Origin of the sequence: Streptomyces sp. TRM49041, assembly GCF_008271805.1 — a bacterium.
Lineage (GTDB): Bacteria > Actinomycetota > Actinomycetes > Streptomycetales > Streptomycetaceae > Streptomyces.
In genome coordinates, this window is record NZ_VSRY01000015.1 from 70,561 (window position 1) to 91,474 (window position 20,914).

13 protein-coding genes are annotated in these 20,914 nt (G+C 73.8%); 9 read left to right on the forward strand and 4 right to left on the reverse strand.

The genetic code is table 11. From position 1 onward, the window contains the following. Positions 1 to 21: 21 nt before the first annotated feature. Both FVS66_RS01050 and FVS66_RS01055 read right to left on the reverse strand, forming a co-directional pair. A complete protein-coding gene (locus tag FVS66_RS01050; RefSeq protein WP_149179039.1) occupies positions 22 to 1,680 on the reverse strand; it encodes a hypothetical protein in 1,659 nt (552 codons plus the stop codon). A gap of 58 nt (positions 1,681 to 1,738) precedes the next feature. After that, positions 1,739 to 1,933, reverse strand: a complete 195-nt coding sequence (locus FVS66_RS01055; protein ID WP_149179040.1) for a hypothetical protein — start codon at positions 1,931 to 1,933, stop codon at positions 1,739 to 1,741. 225 nt (positions 1,934 to 2,158) lie between these two features. Here FVS66_RS01055 and FVS66_RS01060 point away from each other — a divergent pair, with 225 nt between their 5' ends. The 3 genes from FVS66_RS01060 (at position 2,159) to FVS66_RS01075 (ending at position 8,251) form a co-directional block, all read left to right on the forward strand. Then, a complete protein-coding gene (locus tag FVS66_RS01060) occupies positions 2,159 to 2,551 on the forward strand; it encodes an ankyrin repeat domain-containing protein (RefSeq protein WP_149179041.1) in 393 nt (130 codons plus the stop codon). 274 nt (positions 2,552 to 2,825) lie between these two features. Further along, positions 2,826 to 4,244, forward strand: coding sequence for a HEAT repeat domain-containing protein (locus FVS66_RS01065; RefSeq protein ID WP_149179042.1), 1,419 nt, complete (start codon positions 2,826 to 2,828; stop codon positions 4,242 to 4,244). 395 nt (positions 4,245 to 4,639) lie between these two features. Next, positions 4,640 to 8,251 carry a hydantoinase B/oxoprolinase family protein gene (locus FVS66_RS01075; protein ID WP_149179043.1) on the forward strand — a complete coding sequence of 1,204 codons (3,612 nt, stop codon included), beginning with the start codon at positions 4,640 to 4,642 and terminating at the stop codon, positions 8,249 to 8,251. Here the strand turns inward: FVS66_RS01075 and FVS66_RS36705 are convergent. Beyond that, the gene (locus FVS66_RS36705; RefSeq protein ID WP_149179044.1) at positions 8,224 to 8,550 is read right to left on the reverse strand and encodes a carboxyltransferase domain-containing protein; all 327 of its coding nucleotides are present in this window, start codon (positions 8,548 to 8,550) and stop codon (positions 8,224 to 8,226) included. The two genes, FVS66_RS01075 and FVS66_RS36705, sit on opposite strands and share 28 nt — an antisense overlap. 48 nt (positions 8,551 to 8,598) lie before the next feature. On the opposite strand from FVS66_RS36705, the gene FVS66_RS01085 reads away from it, so the two are divergent. The 4 genes from FVS66_RS01085 to FVS66_RS01100 all read left to right on the forward strand — a co-directional run bounded on the left by FVS66_RS01085 (position 8,599) and on the right by FVS66_RS01100 (position 16,825). Further along, positions 8,599 to 9,306, forward strand: coding sequence for a GntR family transcriptional regulator (locus FVS66_RS01085; protein ID WP_149179045.1), 708 nt, complete (start codon positions 8,599 to 8,601; stop codon positions 9,304 to 9,306). A gap of 131 nt (positions 9,307 to 9,437) precedes the next feature. Continuing rightward, positions 9,438 to 10,973 carry a hypothetical protein gene (locus tag FVS66_RS01090; protein WP_149179046.1) on the forward strand — a complete coding sequence of 512 codons (1,536 nt, stop codon included), beginning with the start codon at positions 9,438 to 9,440 and terminating at the stop codon, positions 10,971 to 10,973. A gap of 91 nt (positions 10,974 to 11,064) precedes the next feature. Continuing rightward, complete coding sequence (locus FVS66_RS01095) at positions 11,065 to 12,012, forward strand: hypothetical protein (protein ID WP_149179047.1); 948 nt, start codon at positions 11,065 to 11,067, stop codon at positions 12,010 to 12,012. A gap of 70 nt (positions 12,013 to 12,082) precedes the next feature. Further along, positions 12,083 to 16,825, forward strand: a complete 4,743-nt coding sequence (locus FVS66_RS01100) for a hypothetical protein (RefSeq protein WP_149179048.1) — start codon at positions 12,083 to 12,085, stop codon at positions 16,823 to 16,825. A gap of 60 nt (positions 16,826 to 16,885) precedes the next feature. Here the strand turns inward: FVS66_RS01100 and FVS66_RS01105 are convergent, their stop codons facing one another. Continuing rightward, positions 16,886 to 17,392: a hypothetical protein gene (locus FVS66_RS01105; RefSeq protein WP_262386726.1), complete on the reverse strand. Its 507-nt coding sequence runs from the start codon at positions 17,390 to 17,392 to the stop codon at positions 16,886 to 16,888. A 372-nt stretch (positions 17,393 to 17,764) separates the two neighbouring features. Between FVS66_RS01105 and FVS66_RS01110 the strand changes: the two genes are divergently transcribed. Together FVS66_RS01110 and FVS66_RS01115 are read left to right on the forward strand one after the other, a co-directional pair. Continuing rightward, positions 17,765 to 20,479: a nitrate- and nitrite sensing domain-containing protein gene (locus FVS66_RS01110; protein ID WP_149179049.1), complete on the forward strand. Its 2,715-nt coding sequence runs from the start codon at positions 17,765 to 17,767 to the stop codon at positions 20,477 to 20,479. Further along, positions 20,476 to 20,904: a roadblock/LC7 domain-containing protein gene (locus tag FVS66_RS01115; RefSeq protein ID WP_149179050.1), complete on the forward strand. Its 429-nt coding sequence runs from the start codon at positions 20,476 to 20,478 to the stop codon at positions 20,902 to 20,904. The genes FVS66_RS01110 and FVS66_RS01115 overlap by 4 nt, the downstream gene beginning before the upstream one ends. Positions 20,905 to 20,914 lie beyond the last annotated feature (10 nt).

Below are 20,914 nucleotides of genomic sequence, written 5' to 3' on the forward strand. Positions count from 1 at the left end.
CGTCGCCCGAGGGGCGGGCCGTCAGCCGGGCACCGCCTGCTCGCCCGCCGGGAGCGGGGTCTGCTGTGGCCGGGCCCCCTGAGCCGGGGCCGCCTGGTTCGGGGCCGCCTGGTTCGGGGTCTCCTGTGCGGGGGACTCCGGGGCCGGGCGCTCCGGCACGAGCGACTCCTGGGTGTGGCGCTCCGGCAGGAGGTTCAGGACCGCGCGGCGGTGCGGCTCCGGGGTCGCGTCGTCGTACGGGTCCGGGGTGAAGGGGACCTGGAGGCGGAGCACCGGGGCCGTGCCGAGACGGGCGTAGCCGCGGCCGGGCGGGACCTGGGGCGGCGGTGTCGTGCGGGACGGGGTGCCCAGGGCCGCCGCGATCTGCCCGGGCGTGGCCGAACCGAGCGTCACACGCGCGCGGGTGTGGGCCCGTACCGCCTCGCCCAGGGCGCCCACGGTGTCGAACTGCTCGGCCACCACCACCGTCACGTAGGCCGCCCTGCCGTGCCGCAGCGGCACCTGGAGGAGCTCCTGCGGGTCCGCACGCCCCTCCGTGGCCGCCAGGTCGCCGAGGACGCTCGGCCGGTCCAGCAGGATCCACAGCGGCCGCCGTACCTCCATCGGCGCGGGCCGCCCCGCCTGCCGGGCCTCGTGCGCGGCGGCCAGGCGCCGCTCGGTCTCGCGGGCCGCCCACTCCAGGGCGGACAGCGCGCCGGCCGGTCCGCACTCGACGCCCAGGACGCCGGCCCGGCCTGCCAGGCACGCGTACTCGCCGGTCCCGCAGCCCTCGACGACCAGCACGTCCCCGTCGTGCTGCAGCGCCTGGAGCGCGATGGAGCGCAGGAGCGTGCTGATGCCGCTGCCCGGCTGGCCGACCGCCATTAGATGGGGCTCCGTCGAGCGCGGCCCCGTACGCCACACCACCGCGGGCGCGTCCCGCGTCGCGTCCCCGTCCCGGACCGGGACGGTCCGCTGGACCGCCGCGGCGTCCGTGAAACCGAGTACCGTCTCGCCGGGCACCGTCACGAACCGTTGCGCCGCGATTGAGGTCGGGAGCGCCGGCAGGACGCTCATCAGGAGTTGGTTGCCCTCCTCGTCCCAGTCGAAGAGGTACTCGCGGCCACGCCCCGACTTCGCGTGCAGAAGCTGTTCGATCCTGGCGCGCGAGGCCGCCTCGCCGTCCGGGAAGTACGCCGGGTACGAGATGAGCAGCCGGGTCGGCCGCGCGTCCGCGTCGAACGCGAAGTCCTCGAAGACGCGGTTCCACTCCCCGCCGTGGGCGAAGAGCGGGCTGGGGTCGTCGGGCACCGAGAAGTGCGGCACCAGGGCCTCGTACAGCGCCCGCAGCCGCTCGGTCTCCGCCTCGTCGGGCCCCGTCCGCACGACGGGGCGTTCCCTCCCCTTCCACGCCGCCGCGCCCATCACCGCGATGAGGCCGAGCAGCGGCCCGTACGGCATCAGCGCGACGGCCAGGACGCACAGGGCGGCCAGGAACAGCGTGGGACCGCGCCGCTCCTTGGGTGTCGCCGCCCACCTGGCGCGCCCGGCCACCGCGAGCTTCCGCAGACCACGCGAGACAGTGATCAGCGGATGGATGACGTCCGTGGCGTTGTCGGCGGCCGTGCGCGCGACCTCTCGGCTGCGAGCGATCGAGGCGCTGCCGCTGCTCAGAATGCGGGGGAGTGGTCGCCGGGCCACGTCTTCTCCTGTTTTTCCGGTGGTCGTGGAAGGGGGAGGTGCCGAGGAGTCCGGGGCGTCAGAAGCTGATGCCGCCCAGCAGGCTGGCGAGGCTCTGCCCGCCCGCCGTGATGCTCGGGGCGATCGCCGTCCCCGCGAGATAGAAGCCGAAGAGCGCGCAGACGAGGGCGTGGGACGCCTTGAGCCCGTCCTTCTTGAAGAAGAGGAACACGATGATTCCGAGCAGTACCACGCCTGACATAGACAGGATCATGAGGGTTTCTCCTGGTTGAAGGGACAGTCACCATGAGTCATTCCAGGCTCACAGCAAGCATCTATGCGATAAAAGGTGCAAATGGGTGAAGCTCTGGCGTTTTCACTTGACTGGCGCACGTCGAACCCTGCGTCGACGGGCAGTACCCTGTCGGTTCACTCGTACGGCTGACCTCGCCGTACGCACGGCGACAGCGCAGAAACAGCAGGAAAGGTGGCCACGCCGATGAGCGAAACGCCCGACCCCGAGGTGATCGAACTCGCGTCGAAGATCTTCGACCTGGCGCGCCGGGGCGAGGCCCGGGCGCTCGCCGCCTACCTCGACGCCGGCGCGCCTTCGGACCTCACCAACGACACGGGCGACTCACTCGTGATGCTCGCCGCCTACCACGGCCACGCAGGGACCGTGGAAGCCCTTCTCGCCCGCGGCGCCGACCCGAACCGTGCCAACGGCCGCGGCCAGACCCCCCTCGCCGGAGCCGTCTTCAAGGGCGAGGGCGCCGTCGTCCGCGCACTCCTCGACGGTGGCGCCGATCCGGAGGCCGGCACTCCGTCCGCCGTGGATACCGCCCGCATGTTTGGGAAGACAGACCTCCTGGAGCTGTTCGGGAGCCGGTGAACGGCCCGGAAACGGGCAGCGAACGCCGGACGGACACGGACCGTAAATGTGGTCGCGGCGGCGAAACCGCTGGGTCATCATGACGACGGGCCCGCAGGGGGCCACCGAGAGAAGGCAGAGGCAGAGGAAGATGGTCGACACCAAGCAGAAGACGACGGGCGGCTCCTCATGTTGCTGCGCGGCCTAGCCGGTCACCGGCGATCAACCCACCCCGGTTGCTTCGGGACGCCCGACCGCGCCCGCCCAGTCGACAGCTTGATGTGAGGCGTTTTCCATGTTCGAACCAGTCATAGCGCCGAGCGGCACCCTGCTCGGCCTGCTGCAGAGGGGCCGCGGCGACGGCACGCTGCACGCGCTCGCCGCGCCACGCGACGAGGCCCTCGCCGCCCTCGACCACTGCGTCCTCAACGACCCTCGCCGCGACTGGCAGGTCGAGAACCGCTCCCTCTACTACGCACGCCTCTACCTCGATCTCCACGGAGGACTGGAGTCGGTCGAGGCCCATCTGTTCAGCGTCGACGACCACCTCGACACCGAGGAGTCACGGACCGGCCTCGCCCTCGCCGTACTCGGCCACCTCGCCTCATACGGCCGCCGCGATGCCCTCCTGCTGCTGCGCCGCTACGCCGCGGTCGGCACCAACTGGACGTGGGCCCTCGACGAGCTGGCGCTCCGCGACGACGACACCGCGCTGCGCGGACTCGCCGACCCCGTCCTCGCCCGCTTCCCGGCCACCCCGGAGGGCGAGGCCGAGCTGGCCGCCGCCGTACGCGACGCCTTCGAGCCACGGCCCTGGCGGCTGTGGGCCGAGGACCCTCGTGAGACGGTCGGCGCCCGGGTGCGCGCCGCCGGTGAGCAGGGTTCCTTCGACCGCTGGCAGCGGCAGATGCGGCCGACCGGCCCGCGCCCCGGCTGGAGCGTCCAGGCCGTCTTCGACTGGGCCCAACAGGGCCTTGAGCGCGGCAGCGTCCTGCACGGCCCCGCCGCCCGCTGTCTCACCGCCGTCGCCGGCCCCGACGACCGGCCCCTCATCCTGGAGGCCGCCCGCAGCGGCCCCGACGGCGCCCGCTGCGCCGCCCTCCACTACCTCGCCGAGGCCCGCGACCCTGCCGTCCTCGACCTGATCGAGGCCGCCGCGAACAGCGTCTTCCGTACCGTCGCCGAAGCCGCCGTCAGTGCCTTCGAGCGCATGTGCGGCGAGGCCGCCGTCGACCGGGCCCGCGGCTGGGTGCACCGCCCCGACGCGCTGGGCACCTCCGCGGGCGGTGTCCTCGCCTCCCGGGGCGGCGACCAGGACGCCCCGCTCGTCCTCGGCGCCCTCCGCCAGGCCGTGCGCACCGACGGTCCGGACGGTCTCTCGCTCTACCCGCTCGTCGACGGCGCCGGGCGGCTGGGCATCGCCTGCGCGGCGCCCGTACTGCGGCACATCTACCGCGAGGCGGCCTCCTCCGAACTGCGCGGCCGCACCGCCCGCGCCCTCGCCGCGACCGATCCCACCTTCCGGACCGGCTTCGCCGTCGAGTGCCTCTGGGACTGCGAGGAGACCACCCGCGAGGTCGCCGCCCTGCACGCCGAGACGGGTGACGTGCGCGTCGCCGAACGCCTCCGCCGCCTGGCCGCCGATCCGGCCGAGGAGGACGAGGTACAGACGGCGGTACGGAGCCGGATCGGGCCCGACGCGCCCGCCGTGTGAGGTGCCGCGGGGCGCGCCGTGCGGCCCCCGCTCGGACAGACGCCACGGGACGCCGCCCCGGGCGGAACGGCCCGCGAGTCCACGGGGCCCCGCCGGGCCGTACGGCATCACCCGTATGCGTGGCGTCATCGTCACCGAGCCTCTCCCGGCCTGATGGCCTCGGTGTGGCGCACCGCGCCCTGCAGACCGCCCGGCACCTCGCCGCACATGGCCACGACCCGCTGGTCACAGTGCGTGCGGGGTGGCCGCAGGGCCTTTCGCGGGGACGTCCGCGGGGCGGCCCGCGGGGATGTCCGTAGGGGGCACCGCCCGTCGCCTGCGGGTCGTCCAGCCCTGCCGACCCGCCCGCCCGCGGTACCCCCGCGCCGTGCGCGCCGGCGGGCGAGAATGGGGGAATGACCGGGCGCTGGGAGTTCTGGATCGACCGTGGCGGCACGTTCACCGACATCGTGGGGCGACGGCCCGACGGCCGCCTCATCACCCGCAAGCTGCTGTCGCACGACCCCGAGCGCTACCGCGACGCGGCCGTCGCCGGGATCCGGCTCCTCCTCGGGCTCGGCCCCGACGACCCCGTACCCGCCGACCGGATCGCCACGGTCAAGATGGGCACGACCGTCGCCACCAACGCCCTCCTGGAGCGGCGCGGCGAGCCGACCGTCCTCGTCATCACCGAGGGATTCCGCGACGCGCTGCGCATCGCCTACCAGAACCGCCCCCGCATCTTCGACCGCCGCATCCTCCTCCCGGAAGCCGTGTACGACCGGGTCGTCGAGGTCCCGGAGCGGACCGACGCGCACGGCGCCGTCGTCCGCCCCCTGGACCTCGACACCGTCACCGCCCGCCTCGAGGCCGCCCGCGGCGACGGCTTCACCTCCGCCGCCGTCGTCCTCCTGCACGGCTACCGCCACCCCGACCACGAGCAGCGCGTCGCCGACGCCGCCCGCGACCTCGGCTACACGCAGGTCAGCTGCTCGCACGAGGTGAGCCCGCTCATCAAGCTCGTCCCGCGCGGCGACACCACCGTCGTCGACGCCTACCTGTCGCCGATCCTCCGCCGGTACGTGGACGAGGTCGCCGCCGAACTCTCCGGCGTCCGCCTGATGTTCATGCAGTCCAACGGCGGGCTCCGCGAGGCCGCGCACTTCCGCGGCAAGGACGCCGTGCTGTCCGGCCCGGCCGGCGGCGTCGTCGGGATGGCCCGTACCTCCGGGCAGGCCGGGTTCGACCGGGTCATCGGCTTCGACATGGGCGGCACCTCCACCGACGTGTCGCACTACGCGGGCGAGTTCGAGCGCGAGCTGGGCACCCAGGTCGCGGGCGTACGGATGCGCGCGCCGATGATGAACATCCACACCGTCGCGGCCGGCGGCGGTTCCGTCCTCCACTTCGACGGGCAGCGCTACCGCGTCGGCCCCGACTCGGCGGGCGCCGTCCCCGGACCCGCCTGCTACCGGCGCGGGGGCCCGCTCACTGTCACCGACGCCAATGTGATGCTCGGCAGGATCCAGCCCGCGCACTTCCCGGCGGTCTTCGGCCCCGGCGGCGACCAGCCGCTCGACGCCGACGTCGTACGGGAGCGCTTCGCCGAACTCGCCGAGGACGTACGGCGCCACACCGGCGTACGGCGCTCACCCGAGGAGGTCGCCGCGGGCTTCCTGGAGATCGCCGTCCTCAACATGGCCAACGCCGTCAAGAAGATCTCCGTCCAGCGCGGCCACGACGTCACCCGCTACGCCCTGACCAGCTTCGGCGGCGCGGGCGGCCAGCACGCCTGCGCCGTCGCCGACGCCCTCGGCATCGACACCGTCCTCGTGCCGCCGCTCGCGGGCGTTCTCTCCGCGTACGGGATCGGACTCGCCGACGCCACCGCCATGCGGGAGCAGTCCGTGGAGGCGGAGCTGGACGACACCGCCCACGCGCGCGTGGAGGCCCTCTGCGCCGAGCTGGCCGACCGCACCAGGGCCGAGTTGCGCGCGGACGGCCTGCCCGACACCGCGATCAGCACCCACGCGCGCGTGCTGGTCCGCTACGCGGGCACCGACGCGAGCCTCCCCGTCCCGCTGGGCACGGCGGACGCCCTCCGGGAGGGCTTCACGGCCGCCCACCGGGCCCGCTACGCCTTCACCATGGACAAACCACTGGTCGTCGAGGCCGTCACGGTGGAGGCCGTCGGCCGGGCGGGCCCGCACGGCGCGGTGGCCGCCGGGGAGCGGCCGCCGCGCGAAGGGCCCACCCGGCCCCGCGCCACCGTGCCCGTACATCTGGCGGGTGGCCGCGTCGACACCCCGCTGTACCGGCGTGAGGATCTGCGCCCCGCCGACATCGTCCCCGGCCCCGCCGTCATCGCCGAGGCCGACGCGACGACCGTCGTCGAACCGGGCTGGCAGGCCGCCACGGCCGACACCGGCCACCTCGTCCTGCGCCGGGTCCTGCGCCGACCGGAACGCACCGCCGTCGGCACGGACGTCGACCCCGTCCTGCTGGAGGTCTTCAACAACCTCTTCATGTCGATCGCCGAGCAGATGGGGGTACGCCTGGAGAACACCGCCCACTCCGTCAACATCAAGGAACGGCTCGACTTCTCCTGCGCCCTGTTCGACCCGGACGGCAATCTCATCGCCAACGCTCCCCACATCCCCGTCCACCTGGGCTCGATGGGCGAGTCCATCAAGGAGGTGCTGCGCCGCAACGAGGGCACCATGAAGCCCGGCGACGTGTACGCGATCAACGACCCGTACCACGGCGGAACCCACCTCCCCGACGTCACCGTCGTGACCCCCGTCCACGGCCCGGACGGGGGCCCGCTGCGCTTCCTCGTCGCCTCACGCGGACATCACGCCGAAATCGGCGGCATCACCCCCGGCTCCATGCCCGCGTTCAGCCGCACGATCCACGAGGAGGGCGTCCTCTTCGACAACTGGCTGCTCGTACGGGACGGGCGGCTCCGCGAGGAGGAGACCCGCGAGCTCCTCACCGCGGCCCCCTACCCCTCCCGCGACCCGGACACCAACCTCGCCGACCTGCGCGCCCAGATCGCCGCCAACGAGAAGGGCATCGAGGAACTGCACCGCATGGTCGACGAGTTCGGCCTCGACGTCGTCCACGCCTACATGGGGCACGTACGGTACAACGCCGAGGAGTCGGTCCGGCGTATCGTCGCCACCCTGCACGACGGCTCGTACCGCTACGAGACAGACAGCGGCGCCGCCATCAACGTCACCCTGCGGGTCGACCGCGACCGGCGCGGCGCCGTCCTCGACTTCACGGGAACGTCACCGCAGCAGCCGGGCAACACCAACGCCCCCAAGTCCGTCGTCATGGCGGCGGTGCTGTACGTCTTCCGGACGCTCGTCGCCGACGACATCCCGCTCAACAGCGGCTGCCTGGAGCCCCTGGAGGTGCGCGTCCCGGACGGCTCGATGCTGGCGCCGACGTACCCGGCCGCGACCGTCGCGGGCAACGTCGAGACGTCCCAGGCGGTCACCGGCGCCCTGTACGCGGCCCTCGGCGTGCAGGCGGAGGGCTCCGGCACCATGAACAACGTCACCTTCGGCAACGACCGCGTCCAGTACTACGAGACCGTGGCCAGCGGGTCCGGCGCGGGCGACGGCTTCGACGGTGCCGACGCCGTGCAGACCCACATGACCAACTCCCGGCTCACCGACCCCGAGGTGCTGGAGTGGCGTTACCCGGTCCGCGTGGACTCCTTCGCGGTACGGGCGGGCAGCGGCGGCCGCGGCCACTGGCATGGCGGCGACGGCGTCGTACGCCGCATCCGCTTCCTGGAGCCCATGACGGTGGCCCTCCTCACCGGCCACCGCCGGGTCCCCCCGTACGGAATGGCCGGCGGCGAACCCGGCGCCCCCGGCACGAACGCTGTCGAACGCGCCGACGGCACCGTCGAGCCCCTGAACGGCGTCGACATGGTGGACGTCCAACCGGGCGACGTCCTGGTCGTCACCACCCCCGGGGGCGGCGGCTACGGACCTCCACCGGCCGAAGGATGAGCCAAGGGAGCGGTGCGACCCGGGGCATGCGGCTCAGGGCCCCCTACCCCGGGTCCCCTACCCCGGCCCCGACCCGGGCCCCAGGTCACCCCGCCGGTACGAACCGCACCTACGCACGCGTGGTCAGCGTGCGCAGCGCGCCGCCAGCGACCCCGGCGACAACAGCGCCACCCGATGAGCCGCCACCCGTCCGGCGACGAGCGCGGATACACCCCCGTGTACCGGCCCCTGAGTGTGGAGCCGTGCGATGTCGGACAAGGTAGAGGATCGTTGAACGATCCGACAAGGGGTGTGGACAACTACGATGGCCACGACAGGAACGGCCGTACGCGGAGGAGAGGTCGCTGGTGGCGACGACGGGTGGCGGACTGGCGGACGGCCGTGCGCTGCTGGGGCGCACGAGCACGGCCGAGCGGATCGCGGACATCCTGCGCACCCGGATCGCCGAGGGCTACTTCCCTCCGGGCACCCGGCTGTCGGAGGAGAGCATCGGCGGCGCCCTCGGGGTCTCCCGCAACACCCTGCGTGAGGCGTTCCGGCTGCTCGCCCATGAACGGCTGCTGGTCCACGAGCTCAACCGCGGTGTGTTCGTGCGGGTCCTCGCGGTCGACGACGTCGTCGACATCTACCGCACCCGGCAGCTCGTCGAGTGCGCCGTCGTCCACGACCTCGGCGAGCCGCCGTTCGCCCTCGACGGGCTGATCGAGGCCGTCGCCGAGGGGGAGCGGCACGCGGGCCGGGGCGACTGGAAGGGTGTCTCCACCGCCAACATCCACTTCCACCGGGAACTCGTCGCCCTCGCCGGCAGCGAGCGCACCGACGAGCTCATGCGCGGCGTTCTCGCCGAACTCCGCCTCGCCTTCCACATGGTGGACGACCCGCGCACCCTGCACGACCGCTATCTCATGCGAAACCGGCAGATCCTGGACGCGTTGCGGGCGGGGGAGCGCACCACCGCCGAACGGCTACTCGCCGACTACCTCGACGACTCGCGTGCCGAGCTCGTCGAGGCGTACGCCGACCGCGTGACCGACAGCACCCCGCCCCCGGCCTGACCCGCCCCGCCCGCCACGGCGCCCTGGCCGATCTGCCCGTCCCTGCCCGCGCCCTGTCCGACCCGCCCGCCGCGCCCGGCCGGTCCGCGCCGTTTCGACCGCTGTCAGTGCGAGGACCTACTCTGTGCAGCGTGACTTCGCCTGCCCCGACGGAACCGACGGAATTCGTTCCGCCCCAGCTCAGCGCGGGGCCGCGGCCCGCGCAGGGCCCGGCCGCCGACGAAGGACTGGCGCGACGCCTGCGCGCGCTCGCCTGCACCGCGCCGCTGCACGACCTGGACGCGCGCAAGGCGAATCTGGCGGGCGAGTACTCGGTCTACACCATGGCGGAGGTCGCCCTCGCCGCGATCGACCTCGTCACGCTCAACATGGACTTCGACACCGGCGCCGACCACGAGCAGATCGTCGCCCGGCTGCTGCCCCGCGTCGCCGCCCAGGCCCCGCGGCGGCCCGCCGCCGAACACGAGCGCGTCGCCCGCTGGGTCCTGGAGAACCTGATCAACGTCGGCAGCGTCGACCGCGGCTTCCGCGCCGTGTACGGCACGTTCGGCCCCGACGGTGTGTACGTACGCCGGGACTACGACTTCAAGCTCATCGAGGAGGTCCCCGGCTACGGCGGCAGCGTCTACCTCCGCACCACCGACGAAGCGGTCAACGTCCTGGTGGGCGCTCTCGACACGGACGTCACCAGCGCGCAGATCGCCGCCGAGGTCAAGCTCGAGGTCCTGATCAGCCGCGGCCGGCTCGCCGACGCCCAGCTCGCCGCCGAACAGGCCCGCTACCGGACCGTGCAGTACGCGGAGGCCCTCCGCAGGACCCTGGAGGCCACCCGGCGCAACGTCCGGGCCGTCGACTGGCTCACCACGGTCCCCGACATGATCGACGAGGCCCTCGCGCACGTGGCAGACCGGTACCGCCACGAGAACGCGATCCTCACCAACATCCGCAAGGCCCGCGACGAGGCCGAGGACCCCGAGCACAAGCGCCGCGCCGCCGAGCTCGTCGACATAGTCAAGGACTGCATCCGCCGCCACACGCAGCTCCAGTCCCGCCTCCTGGAGGCCGGACCCCTCTTCCGTGCCGAACAGGACCGCCAGGCCTTCGCCCGGCCCACCACCCGAAGCGGCCTCGACCTGTACGGACAGCTCGTCGCGCCGATCCTGCCGCTCCCCGTGGAGCAGGCCATCCGCGTCACCGACGCGTACTTCGCGCGCGGCACGGGCCTGCGCACCCCCGGCTCCGTCCGCGTCGGCGATCTGGTCGACCTGCTGTTCACGCCTCCCATGGAGCGGGAGCACCTCGGCGCCGAGATGCCCGAGCCCGACCTGATCGCCACGCCCGCCGACAGCCGCTTCAGCGATGAGCAGCTCGCGGCGGCCATGCAGCTGCTCGACCTGGAGCACGACGCGCCGCGCCGCCTCTCCGGCCTCCTCGCCGAGGCCCGCCGCCGCGACCCCGACCTGCCGTACCTGATCGCCCTCCTCGCCGTCCACGCCGCCAGCCCCCCGGTCGGCACGGCCTACCGCCAGGGCGAGGAACGCCTCCTCTTCGCCGTCGACGACGGCACCGAACTCGACGACCCCGAGTTCGGCGGCGCCGACCTCATCGTCGGTACGGCCCTGCTCGACGCGGCGGGCATGGCCGCCGCCCGCACGGACACCGCATGACGGCGCCGCGACGCCCCGGCCGCCGGTCCGCCCGGAGACGCCCCTTCCCGCCCCTGACCCCAACCCGCAGCACCACCGAGGAGCACCAGCCGTGAGCGACCACCACGCCGAGCACCCCGACGCGTGGAGCGAGCCGGACGCCGCACGGACGCCCGAGCCCGCCGCGTCCGCCGAGCCCGCCGCGACCGGCGCGTCCGTCGCATCCGCTGTGCCCGGTGGCGTCACTCCCGCCGACGCCGCAGACGCCGCCCGGCTCGTCTCCTTCGGCCTCCAGCCGAAGCTGCTGCCGGCCCGCGACGCCGAGTACACAGAGCTGCTCCGCCGTTACCGCGACGACCCCGCCTTCGCCCGGCTCGCCGACGCCGTCGCCACCGGCCTGGGCCTCGTCGTCCTGGAGGTCTCCCCGCGCGCGGGGATGGCCGTTACGGCGGCGGAGGACTCCGTCTTCGCCGTCCGCATGGGCGACTACGCCCGCCGGGCCTCCGCCGACTCCGCCGACCGCTTCCTGCACGGCCTCGCCCACCTCGCGATCGCCGCCCTGGCATTCCCGCGCCCCGAGGACCTCGCCGACGACGGCTACATCGGCCGTATCTCCGTCAACGGCGTCGACGCATTCGTCCGCCAGGCCTGCCGCCGCCTCGAGGAGCGCGCCGAACAGGACGGCGAGAACACCGACCCGGCCTCCGACGCCCCCGGACTCGAAGCCGCCTGGCGGATCTACAACCGCCGCAGCGCCACCGGCGCCACCAAGGACGCCCGCCGCCTCGCCGGCTCCACCACCGGCATCATCGGCAAGGCCGTCGCCTTCCTCACCGACTCCGGCTTCCTCCAGCGGACCGGCGACGACGCCGGCGGCACCTACCGCACCACCGCGCGCTACCAGCTCCAGGTCCGCGACATGGCCGGCAGCGCCGCCATGGCCGAACTCCTCGACCTGGGCGTCGTCCCCGTCACCGACGGCTCCGCCTCCCTCCTGCCGCCGCCCGAGGGCGACGACCTGGAGCTGGCCGCCGACGCCGGCCTGCCCTTCCACGCCTGACCCCGAGAACCCGAACCAGCCACCGAACCAGCCACCCGCACCTTCGAACCACCGACGAGAGTCCGCCGCCATGTACGAGCTGTCCCGGGTCCGCCTCTACTCCATCGGACCCGCAGGTGCGCGCTACGCCGACACCGTTCTGGACCTGCGCGGAGTGGGCGATCCCGTGCCCCACCCCGCGCCCACCCAGGCGGAGTTCTTCGAGGACGAGCCGGTCGGCCCCCCGCGCCGCCCCGCCCCCGCCGGCGTGCTCTTCCTGGAGAACGGCGGCGGCAAGTCGGTCCTCCTCAAGCTGATCTTCTCGGTGATGCTCCCCGGCCACCGCAACACCCTCGGCGGCGCCAGCTCCGGCGTCCTCCGCAAGTTCCTCCTCGCCGACGACTGCGGCCATGTCGCCCTGGAGTGGCAGCACACCCTCACCGGCGAACTGGTCGTGGTCGGCAAGGTCAGCGAGTGGCGCGGCCGCCAGGTCTCCAACGACCCGCGCAAGTTCGCCGAGGCCTGGTACTCCTTCCGCCCGGGGCCCGGCCTCAGCCTCGACAACCTCCCCGTCGCCGAGGCCACCTCCGTACGCCCGCCCGGCGAGGGCACCTCCGGCGCCCAGGGCCGCCGCCGCACGATGAAGGGCTTCCGCGACGCCCTCACCGAGGCGGGCAAGGCGTACCCGCACCTGGAGGTGTACTGGGAGGAGATCCACGACCGCTGGAACGAGCACCTCGGCGACCTCGGCCTCGACCCCGAACTCTTCCGCTACCAGCGCGAGATGAACGCCGACGAGGGCGAGGCGGCCGGCCTCTTCGCGGTCAAGAAGGACTCCGACTTCACCGACCTCCTCCTGCGCGCCGTCACCGACACACGCGACACCGACGGCCTCGCCGACCTCGTCAGCGGCTTCGGCAACAAGCTCGGCCGCCGCGCGGAACTCACCGCCGAACGCGACTTCACCGCGGGCTCCGTCGACCTCCTCGGCCGCATCGTCGACGCGGCCGGCACCCGCTCCCGGGCCCGCGACATCCACACGGGAGCCGAGCGCCGGACCCGCGCCCTCGCCCACCGCCTCTCCGCCCGTGCCGCCGAGGAACGCGGCCGCGCCGCCGAACTGGCCCAGCAGGTAACCGCCGCCGCCCACACCGTCACCGAGGCCGAGCGGGCCCGCGCCCGCAGCTCCCTCGTCGCCGCCGAACTCGCCTACCGGCACGCCTCCCTGGCGCTCACCGCCGCCGAGAAGGGCGCCGCCGCGCAGCGCCGCGAACTCACCGACGCCCGCACCCTGCACGCCGCCTGGCAGGCCGCCGAGGCCGTACTGCGCCATCGCGCCGCGGCCGACCGCTCCGCGCGCGTGGCCGCCGCCATCCAGGAGGCCGAACGGGACGCGGCCCCCGCCCTCGCCGCCCGCGCCAAGGCCGCCTCCGACCTGGTCCGCGCGCTGCACGCCGCCGCCGAGGACGGCGAACGCCACGCCGACGAGCAGGAGGAGCGCTCCGCCGCTCTCCAGGACGCCGCCGAGACCGCACACCGCGACGCCACCACCGCCGCCACCGAGGCCCAGCGCGCCCGCAGCGAGGGCGGCCACCTCCGCCAGCGCCTCGCGGAGGTCGAGCAGGAGACCGCCGAAGCCGTACGGGCCGGCTGGCTCGACGACACCGCACCGGACGCCGACCCGGCGCGCGCCGCGCTCGCCGCCAGCGATGCCGAGAAGACCGCAGCCGCCGCCTGGGACACCGCCCGCGAGGCCGCCCGTGTGGCCGCCGAGCGCGCCCGCGAGGCCGGCGCCGACGAGAGCCGCGCCGAACTGGCCGCCGCCCGCGCCGCCGACGCCGCCCAGGCCGCCGAGAACGCCCACCAGGCCGAGCGCCGCGCCGCCGAGTCCATCGCCGCCGAGGAACGCCTCGCCGAACTCCTGAGCCTGCCCACCACCCGGAGGACCGCACGGCTGCCCCGCCAGAACACCGGTGAGATCAGCGGCGAGGACACCCCCGACGCCCCCACCACAGCCGCGGCCCCGTCCACAGCCGCGGCCCCGTCCACCGCCGAAGGCACCTCCGCACGCCGCTCCACCCAAGGCCCGCTCACCGCCGAAGAACTCGACCGGTACGCCGACGACCTGCGCGAACTCCTCGACCAGAACATCGCGTCCGCCGAGCGCAAGCTCTTCGACCTGCGCACCGCGGCCGCGGACGACTCCCGCATCCTCGGCGCCCTCGGCGACGGCGGCCTCCTGCCGCCGGGACCCGACGTCCTCGCCACCGTCGAGTACCTTGGCGAACAGGGCATCCCCGCCCTCCCAGGCTGGCGCTACCTCGCCCAGTCCGTCGACCCGGCCGACCACGCCGCCGTTCTCGCCGCCCGCCCGGAGCTGGTCGACGGCGTCGTCGTCACCGACCCCCTCTCGTACACGCGGGCCCGCGAAGCCCTCGCCGGCGCCGCCCTGCTGCCGCGCTCCGCCGTGGCCGTCGGCACCGCCGCCGCCCTCCTCGCCCCCGTGCCGCAGCCGGGGACCGGCACCGACGGCGAGGTCTTCCTCGTCCCGCCGAACCCGGCCATGCACGACGAGCACGCCGCCGACGAGGAACGCCAGACCCTCCGCGCCCGCGCCGTCGCACGTGACGAGGAGATCCGCGTCCTGGCCGCACGCCTCGCCGGCGACCGCGCGCTCGCCGCCCGTATCGGCTCGTGGCGCGCCGACTGCCCGCCCGGCATGCTCGCCGAGCTCGCGCGGGCAGCCACCACCGCGCGCGAAGCCGCCGAGACGGCCCAGGCGGCCCTGTCCGAGGCCCGCACGGTACGCGCGGAGGCCGACGAGGCCGCCGCCGAGACCGCCCGCGTACGCGACGAACGCCAGGACGCCGCCCAGCGCGCCCGCCGTGCCGCCGACGCCCTCGCCGGCCTCGCCTTCAGGCTCCGCGAAAGGGCCGGCTGGCAGGTCCGCCTCCGTGAACTCGCCGACGAGGCCGCCGAAGCCGAGGCCAAGGCCCGGACATGCCTGGAGCGTGCCCGCGCCGCCGACGAGGACCGCCGCGCCGCCCAGCGCGCCGCGGACGACGCCCACCGCACCGCCCGGGCCCTGCGCGCCGAACGCGCCGAGATCGCCGGCGCCCCCGAGAATCTCCCCGAGGAGAAGCCGGACGGCACCGCCCTCCTCGACGGCGGCGTTCCTCGCCCCTCCCTGCCCGCGCTCCGCGAGGCGTACCGCGCAGCGTCGCAGCTGTACGAGAAGGTGGGCGTCGGCGCCGACCTGCGCGCCGAGCAGGCCCGCGCCGAGAGCGACGAGAGCGCCGCCCTCGCCGAGCTGGACCGGCTCACCAACAAGGTCCGCACCCGCGCCGCCCAGCTTCTGGACAGCCCCGACGGCGCCGACGGACCGTCCCGCCAGGCCGCCGCCGCCCGCGCCGAGTCCCTCGTCCAGCTCCTGGAGTCCCGCGCCTCCGAGGCCAGCGAGAAGCTGGGCCGGCTGCGTGGCGAGGCGGAGCGGCTCGCCCCCGCCGACGGAGAGGCGCACACCGACCTGCCCGACGAGCTGATCCCCGCCGACGCCGACCAGGCCCAGACCCTGCTCCGCACGGCCACCGGCGAACTCGCCACGTGCACGGACGACCTGGAGACCGCCCGCGCCACACACGCGCACCTCCTCCATGCCCACCGCGCCGCCGAGGACGCCGCCGGCGGCTTCGACGAGCTGGCCGCGCTCCTCCGCGACCTGCTCCGTGAGCACGGCGACGAGGATCCGCAGGAGCCCCAGCCCTACGCCGACTCCCTGGAGGAGGCCCGCGGGGCCGCCGCCGAGGCCCGACGCTCCCTGCGCGGCTGCGCCGCCGACCTCTCCGCCGCCGACACCGGCGTACGCGAGGCGTGCGACATCCTCGTACGGCACGCCAACTCCACCCGCTACGAGCAGGTACGCACCCCGGCCCGGCAGCAGATCCGCGAACTGCCCGCGTCCGCCCTGCCCGAGCACGCCGCCAGGTGGGCCCAGGCGTTCGCACCGCGGCTGCGCGTCCTCACCGACGAACTGGCCCAGCTGGAACGCAACCGCGACTCGATCGTCGACCGGCTGCGCGGCCTGGTCGAGTCCGCGCTGACCACGCTCCGCTCGGCCCAGCGTCTCTCCCGCCTCCCCGAGGGCCTCGGAGAGTGGTCGGGCCAGGAGTTCCTCCGCATCCGCTTCGAGGAGCCGGACCAGACGACGCTCGTCGAGCGGCTGGGCGAGGTCATCGACGAGGCGACCCGCGCCGCCGTCAAGAAGAACTCCGACCTCCGCCGCGACGGCATGTCCCTGCTGCTGCGCGGCGTCCACGCCGCCCTCCAGCCCAAGGGGGTCGCCGTGGAGATCCTCAAGCCGGACGCGGTGCTGCGCGCCGAACGGGTCCCCGTCGGGCAGATGGGCGACGTGTTCTCCGGCGGCCAGCTGCTCACCGCCGCCATCGCCCTGTACTGCACGATGGCCGCGCTCCGCAGCAACGACCGGGGCCGCGACAAGCACCGGCACGCCGGGACGCTGTTCCTCGACAACCCCATCGGCCGCGCCAACGCCACGTATCTGCTGGAGCTCCAGCGGGCGGTGTCGGACGCGCTCGGGGTCCAGCTCCTCTACACCACGGGCCTGTTCGACACGACCGCGCTCGCCGAGTTCCCCCTGGTCATCCGGCTGCGCAACGACGCGGACCTGCGGGCGGGCCTGAAGTACATCAGTGTCGAGGAGCACCTGCGCCCCGGCCTCCCCCAGCCCGCCCAGGAGGGCGAGCCGGCGGTGCACGGCGAGATCACCGCGACGCGCATGTTCAAACGGACCCCCGCCCCTGCGACACAGAACTAGCGCGTCGCAGAAGGCACTGCGGAAGCAGCAGACACAGCTGCGGCAGCCGCCACGGCCGACTCACGCCCGGGACAGCTCACCCGGGCCCGGCTGCGAAGCCTTCGAAGCCCGCGAAGCCTGCGGTGCCTGCGAAGCCTGCGGTGCCTGCTGCGAAGCCTGCGGTCCGGCCTGGACGTGCGGGACGGGCGGCGTCGCCGCCTGCGGGACCTGTTTCCGTATGCGGGCCGCCTCCCTGGCGGCCCGCCGGGCCCTGCGCCTCTCCCGCCGCAGCTGCCGCGCCGTACTGCTCGGCTCCGAGACCACCCCGTACCGCTGCTTCCAGACCTGCCCGGTCACCCACACGTCGAGCACCGCCCAGGTCGCCACCACCGTGCTCCCTATGCCGCTCAGGACCAGCGGAAACGCCAGCCAGGAGCCCGTCACCGTGAACAGGTAGGCCACGACCGCCTGTATCAGCGTCAGTGAGGTGACCAGCACGGCCCGCACCGCCGCCGTGCGCACCGGATCCGGCAGCCTGCGCCGCCCGACCGGCTCCTCCACCCACAGCTCACGCCGCCCCGTGCTCATCCACCGTCACTCCCCACCACTCAACCGACATCAGGGTGGCTGCCCGTCTTGAGCTGATTTACGCCGACAGATCCTGCCGCCCCCGTACAAGAAGACGCACCAACGCGCAGGAAGATTCCCGGAACGTGCAATTCCAGCCATCCGACGTCTGGTAGCAAGATGACTCCCCGCCAGGTGTCCTGTGCCACAGTGTGGTTTGTCAACTCGCCGAATAACAGGACAAGTCATGATCAGTGTTCTGTCTCGCGGCCGAAAATCGTCCGGACGCACCTTCGAGTTGTCCCAGGGACAGTAGTAGGCTCACGCCGTTTGTTGATGTGTTGATGTGTGCACCCGTGCCGCGCCGGGCGGCCGGGCGAGCTGGGGGAGGCCATGAACTTTCGCGGGAAATCGATCCGCAGGAAGATCGTGGCGCTGCTGCTCGTCCCCCTCCTGTCCCTCACCGGTCTCTGGGGCTTCGCCACCTTCATCACGGGCCGTGAGGCGGGCCACCTCCTCGATGTCGGCTACATCGTGCAAAAGGTCGGGTATCCCCTCGAGGACACGGTCCGCGTCATCCAGGAGGAACGCCGCCAGAGCCTGGTCTACCTGGCCGACCCACGCACCGCCGACGCCCTCACCACCCTGCGCCGGGACCGTGCCGCCACCGACCGCACCCTCGCGGTCATCCGCGCCAACGCGCGCGACGCCCGCGTCACCGGCGCCATGCACGACGCCGCCGCCCAGCGGCTCAGCTCGCTCGTAGAGGCCCTCGACGGCCTGGAGACACTGCGCCGCTCCGTCGACACCCGCGCCGTCGGCCGCATCCAGGCGCTGGAGTTCTACAACCGCCTCATAGACCCCTGTTACAGCTTCCTCGTCCACCTCCACGCCCTCGACAACGTAGAGATGGAGAAGCAGGGCCGCGCCCTCGTCGGCCTCGCCCGCGCGCGGGAGACGCTCTCCCGCGAGGACGCCCTCGTCGTCTCCTCGCTCATCAGCAACCGGCTCACCGCCGAGGAGATTCGCCTGATCTCCGACCTCGTGGCCCGTCGCCGGCAGTTCTACGAGACCAGCCTCGAAGTCCTGCCGGCCGCCGAACGCGAGGTCTACCAGCTGTACTGGCGCAGCCCGGCCACCCAGCCGCTGCGCGAGGCCGAAGAGGCGATCATCACCGGCGGCGCCACCAACAACCCGCGCACGACCGACGCCGCACGCTGGGAGGACACCGCGACCGCCGTCCTCGGCGGGCTCGCCACCGAGAACCGAGAGGCGGGCGACCGCTACCAGGAGCGTGTCGAGCCCGCCGCGTACGGCGTCCTGCTCAAGGCCGGCATCGCCGGCGTCCTCGGCTTCCTCGCCGTCCTCTTCTCCGTCATCGTCTCCGTACGCATCGGCCGCGGCCTGGTGCGCGACCTGACCAGGCTCCGCAAGGAGGCCCAGGAGGTCTCCGGCGTACGTCTGCCGAGCGTGATGCGCCGCCTCGCCTCCGGCGAGCAGGTCGACGTCGAGACCGAGGTGCCGCACCTCGAGTACGAGAAGGACGAGGTCGGCCAGGTCGGCAAGGCGCTCAAGACCCTCCAGCGCGCCGCCGTCGAAGCCGCCGTCAAACAGGCCGACATGCGCCGCGGCGTCTCCGAGGTCTTCGTCAACCTCGCCCGCCGCAACCAGGTCCTCCTGCACCGCCAGCTGAGCCTCCTCGACACCATGGAGCGGCGCACCGAGGACACCGAGGAACTGTCCGACCTCTTCCGCCTCGACCACCTCACCACGCGTATGCGCCGCCACGCCGAGGGCCTCGTGATCCTCTCCGGCGCCGCCCCCTCCCGCCAGTGGCGCAAGCCCATCCAGCTCATGGACGTCGTCCGGGCCGCGGTCGCCGAGGTCGAGGACTACGAACGCATCGAGGTACGGCGCCTCCCGCGCATCGGCGTCGGCGGCCCCGCCGTCGCGGACCTCACCCACCTCATCGCCGAACTCCTCGAGAACGCCACCGTCTTCTCGCCCCCGCACACGGCGGTCCAGGTGTTCGGCGAACGCGTCGCCAACGGCTTCACCCTGGAGATCCACGACCGTGGTCTCGGCATGTCGGCCGAGGACCTGCTCGACGCGAACCTCCGCCTCGCCGAGACCCCCGAGTTCGAGCTCTCCGACACCGACCGGCTGGGCCTCTTCGTCGTCAGCCGCCTCGCCCGCCGCCAGAACGTCCGGGTCTCGCTCCAGCCCTCCCCGTACGGGGGGACCACCGCGGTGGTCTTCATCCCGGCCGCGCTGCTCACCGACGCCCCGGAGACCGAGGGCGCGGGTTTCCGCCTGGACCGCAAGACCCCGGACCGCCGGAGTGCCGAGGCCGCACCCCGGCGCACCGCGCTCACACAGGTGTCCTCCGTCCTGGACGGCCCCGTCGAACTGGAGGGGCCGCTCGACCTCCTCGGCGACGACCTCGACAGCGGCCTGAACAGCGGCCTGAACGGCGATCTCAAGAGCGGCCCGGACACCGAGCGTGGCGGCCTCTTCCGCCCCCGTCCGCCCCTGCGCCCCGCCGATGCCCCCGCCCCGGCCCCGTCCGCGGTCAACGCCACCGAGCAGCACCGGCAGGCGTCCGACGCCTCGTCCGACCGGCTCGCGACCCCCGTGCCGCTGCCCCGCCGCAAGCCGGCGCTCGTCGCGCGCCACGGCCGCCGCGTGGACGACCCCGCCAGTACTCACCCGGCAACGGCCCGCGACGAGCAGCCCGTCGCCGAAGCCCCTCGCACCCCCGCGCCCGGCTCCGCGTCCGGCTCTGCGTCCGGCTCTGCGTCCGACGAGACCACCCTGACGCTCGGTGGCCTTCCCCGCCGCGTACGCCAGGCCAGCCTGGTCCCTCAGCTGAGGGACCAGGCCGAGCGCCCCGCCGCGCCGGCCGCCTCCGTGTCCTCGGCCGCCGAAACCGCCCGCACCGCCGAGAACGCCGAAACCGCCCAGACCGCCCAGACCGCCGAGAACGCCGAGGACACCGAACGCGCCGCGGAAGACGTACGCAACCGAATGGCCGCGATGCAGCGAGGCTGGCAGCGCGCCCGCAGTGAGACCGCACCAGGAACGACACCGGAGGGGGACGGTCGATGACCGCACCGAACGCCGCAGCATCCAACTCAACCGGCGAGCTCAGCTGGCTCCTCGACGAACTGGTCGATCGGGTCGGCTCCATCCGCAAGGCCCTGGTGCTTTCCAGCGACGGCCTGCCGACCGGCGGCTCCAAGGACCTCAGCCGTGAGGACAGCGAGCACCTGGCCGCCGTCGCCTCCGGTTTCCACAGCCTCGCCAAGGGCGTGGGCCGCCACTTCGACGCCGGCAAGGTCCGCCAGACCGTCGTCGAGCTGGAGGACGCGTTCCTGTTCATCACCGCCGCCGGCGACGGCAGCTGCCTCGCCGTCCTCGCGGACGCCGACTCCGACGTCGGCCTGGTCGCGTACGAGATGACCCTGATGGTCAAGCGTGTCGGCGCCCACCTCGCGACGGCTCCCCGGTCGGGTCTGCCCACCGGAGGGTGAGGGGGGATGC

Bases quoted from the DNA above. Each gene is read 5' to 3' on its own strand.
- FVS66_RS01055 (WP_149179040.1), bottom strand. From the start codon at position 1,933: ATGATCCTGTCTATGTCAGGCGTGGTACTGCTCGGAATCATCGTGTTC.
- FVS66_RS01060 (WP_149179041.1), top strand. From the start codon at position 2,159: ATGAGCGAAACGCCCGACCCCGAGGTGATCGAACTCGCGTCGAAGATC.
- FVS66_RS01065 (WP_149179042.1), top strand. From the start codon at position 2,826: ATGTTCGAACCAGTCATAGCGCCGAGCGGCACCCTGCTCGGCCTGCTG.
- FVS66_RS01075 (WP_149179043.1), top strand. From the start codon at position 4,640: ATGACCGGGCGCTGGGAGTTCTGGATCGACCGTGGCGGCACGTTCACC.
- FVS66_RS01100 (WP_149179048.1), top strand. From the start codon at position 12,083: ATGTACGAGCTGTCCCGGGTCCGCCTCTACTCCATCGGACCCGCAGGT.
- FVS66_RS01105 (WP_262386726.1), bottom strand. From the start codon at position 17,392: ATGAGCACGGGGCGGCGTGAGCTGTGGGTGGAGGAGCCGGTCGGGCGG.
- FVS66_RS01110 (WP_149179049.1), top strand. From the start codon at position 17,765: ATGAACTTTCGCGGGAAATCGATCCGCAGGAAGATCGTGGCGCTGCTG.
- FVS66_RS01115 (WP_149179050.1), top strand. From the start codon at position 20,476: ATGACCGCACCGAACGCCGCAGCATCCAACTCAACCGGCGAGCTCAGC.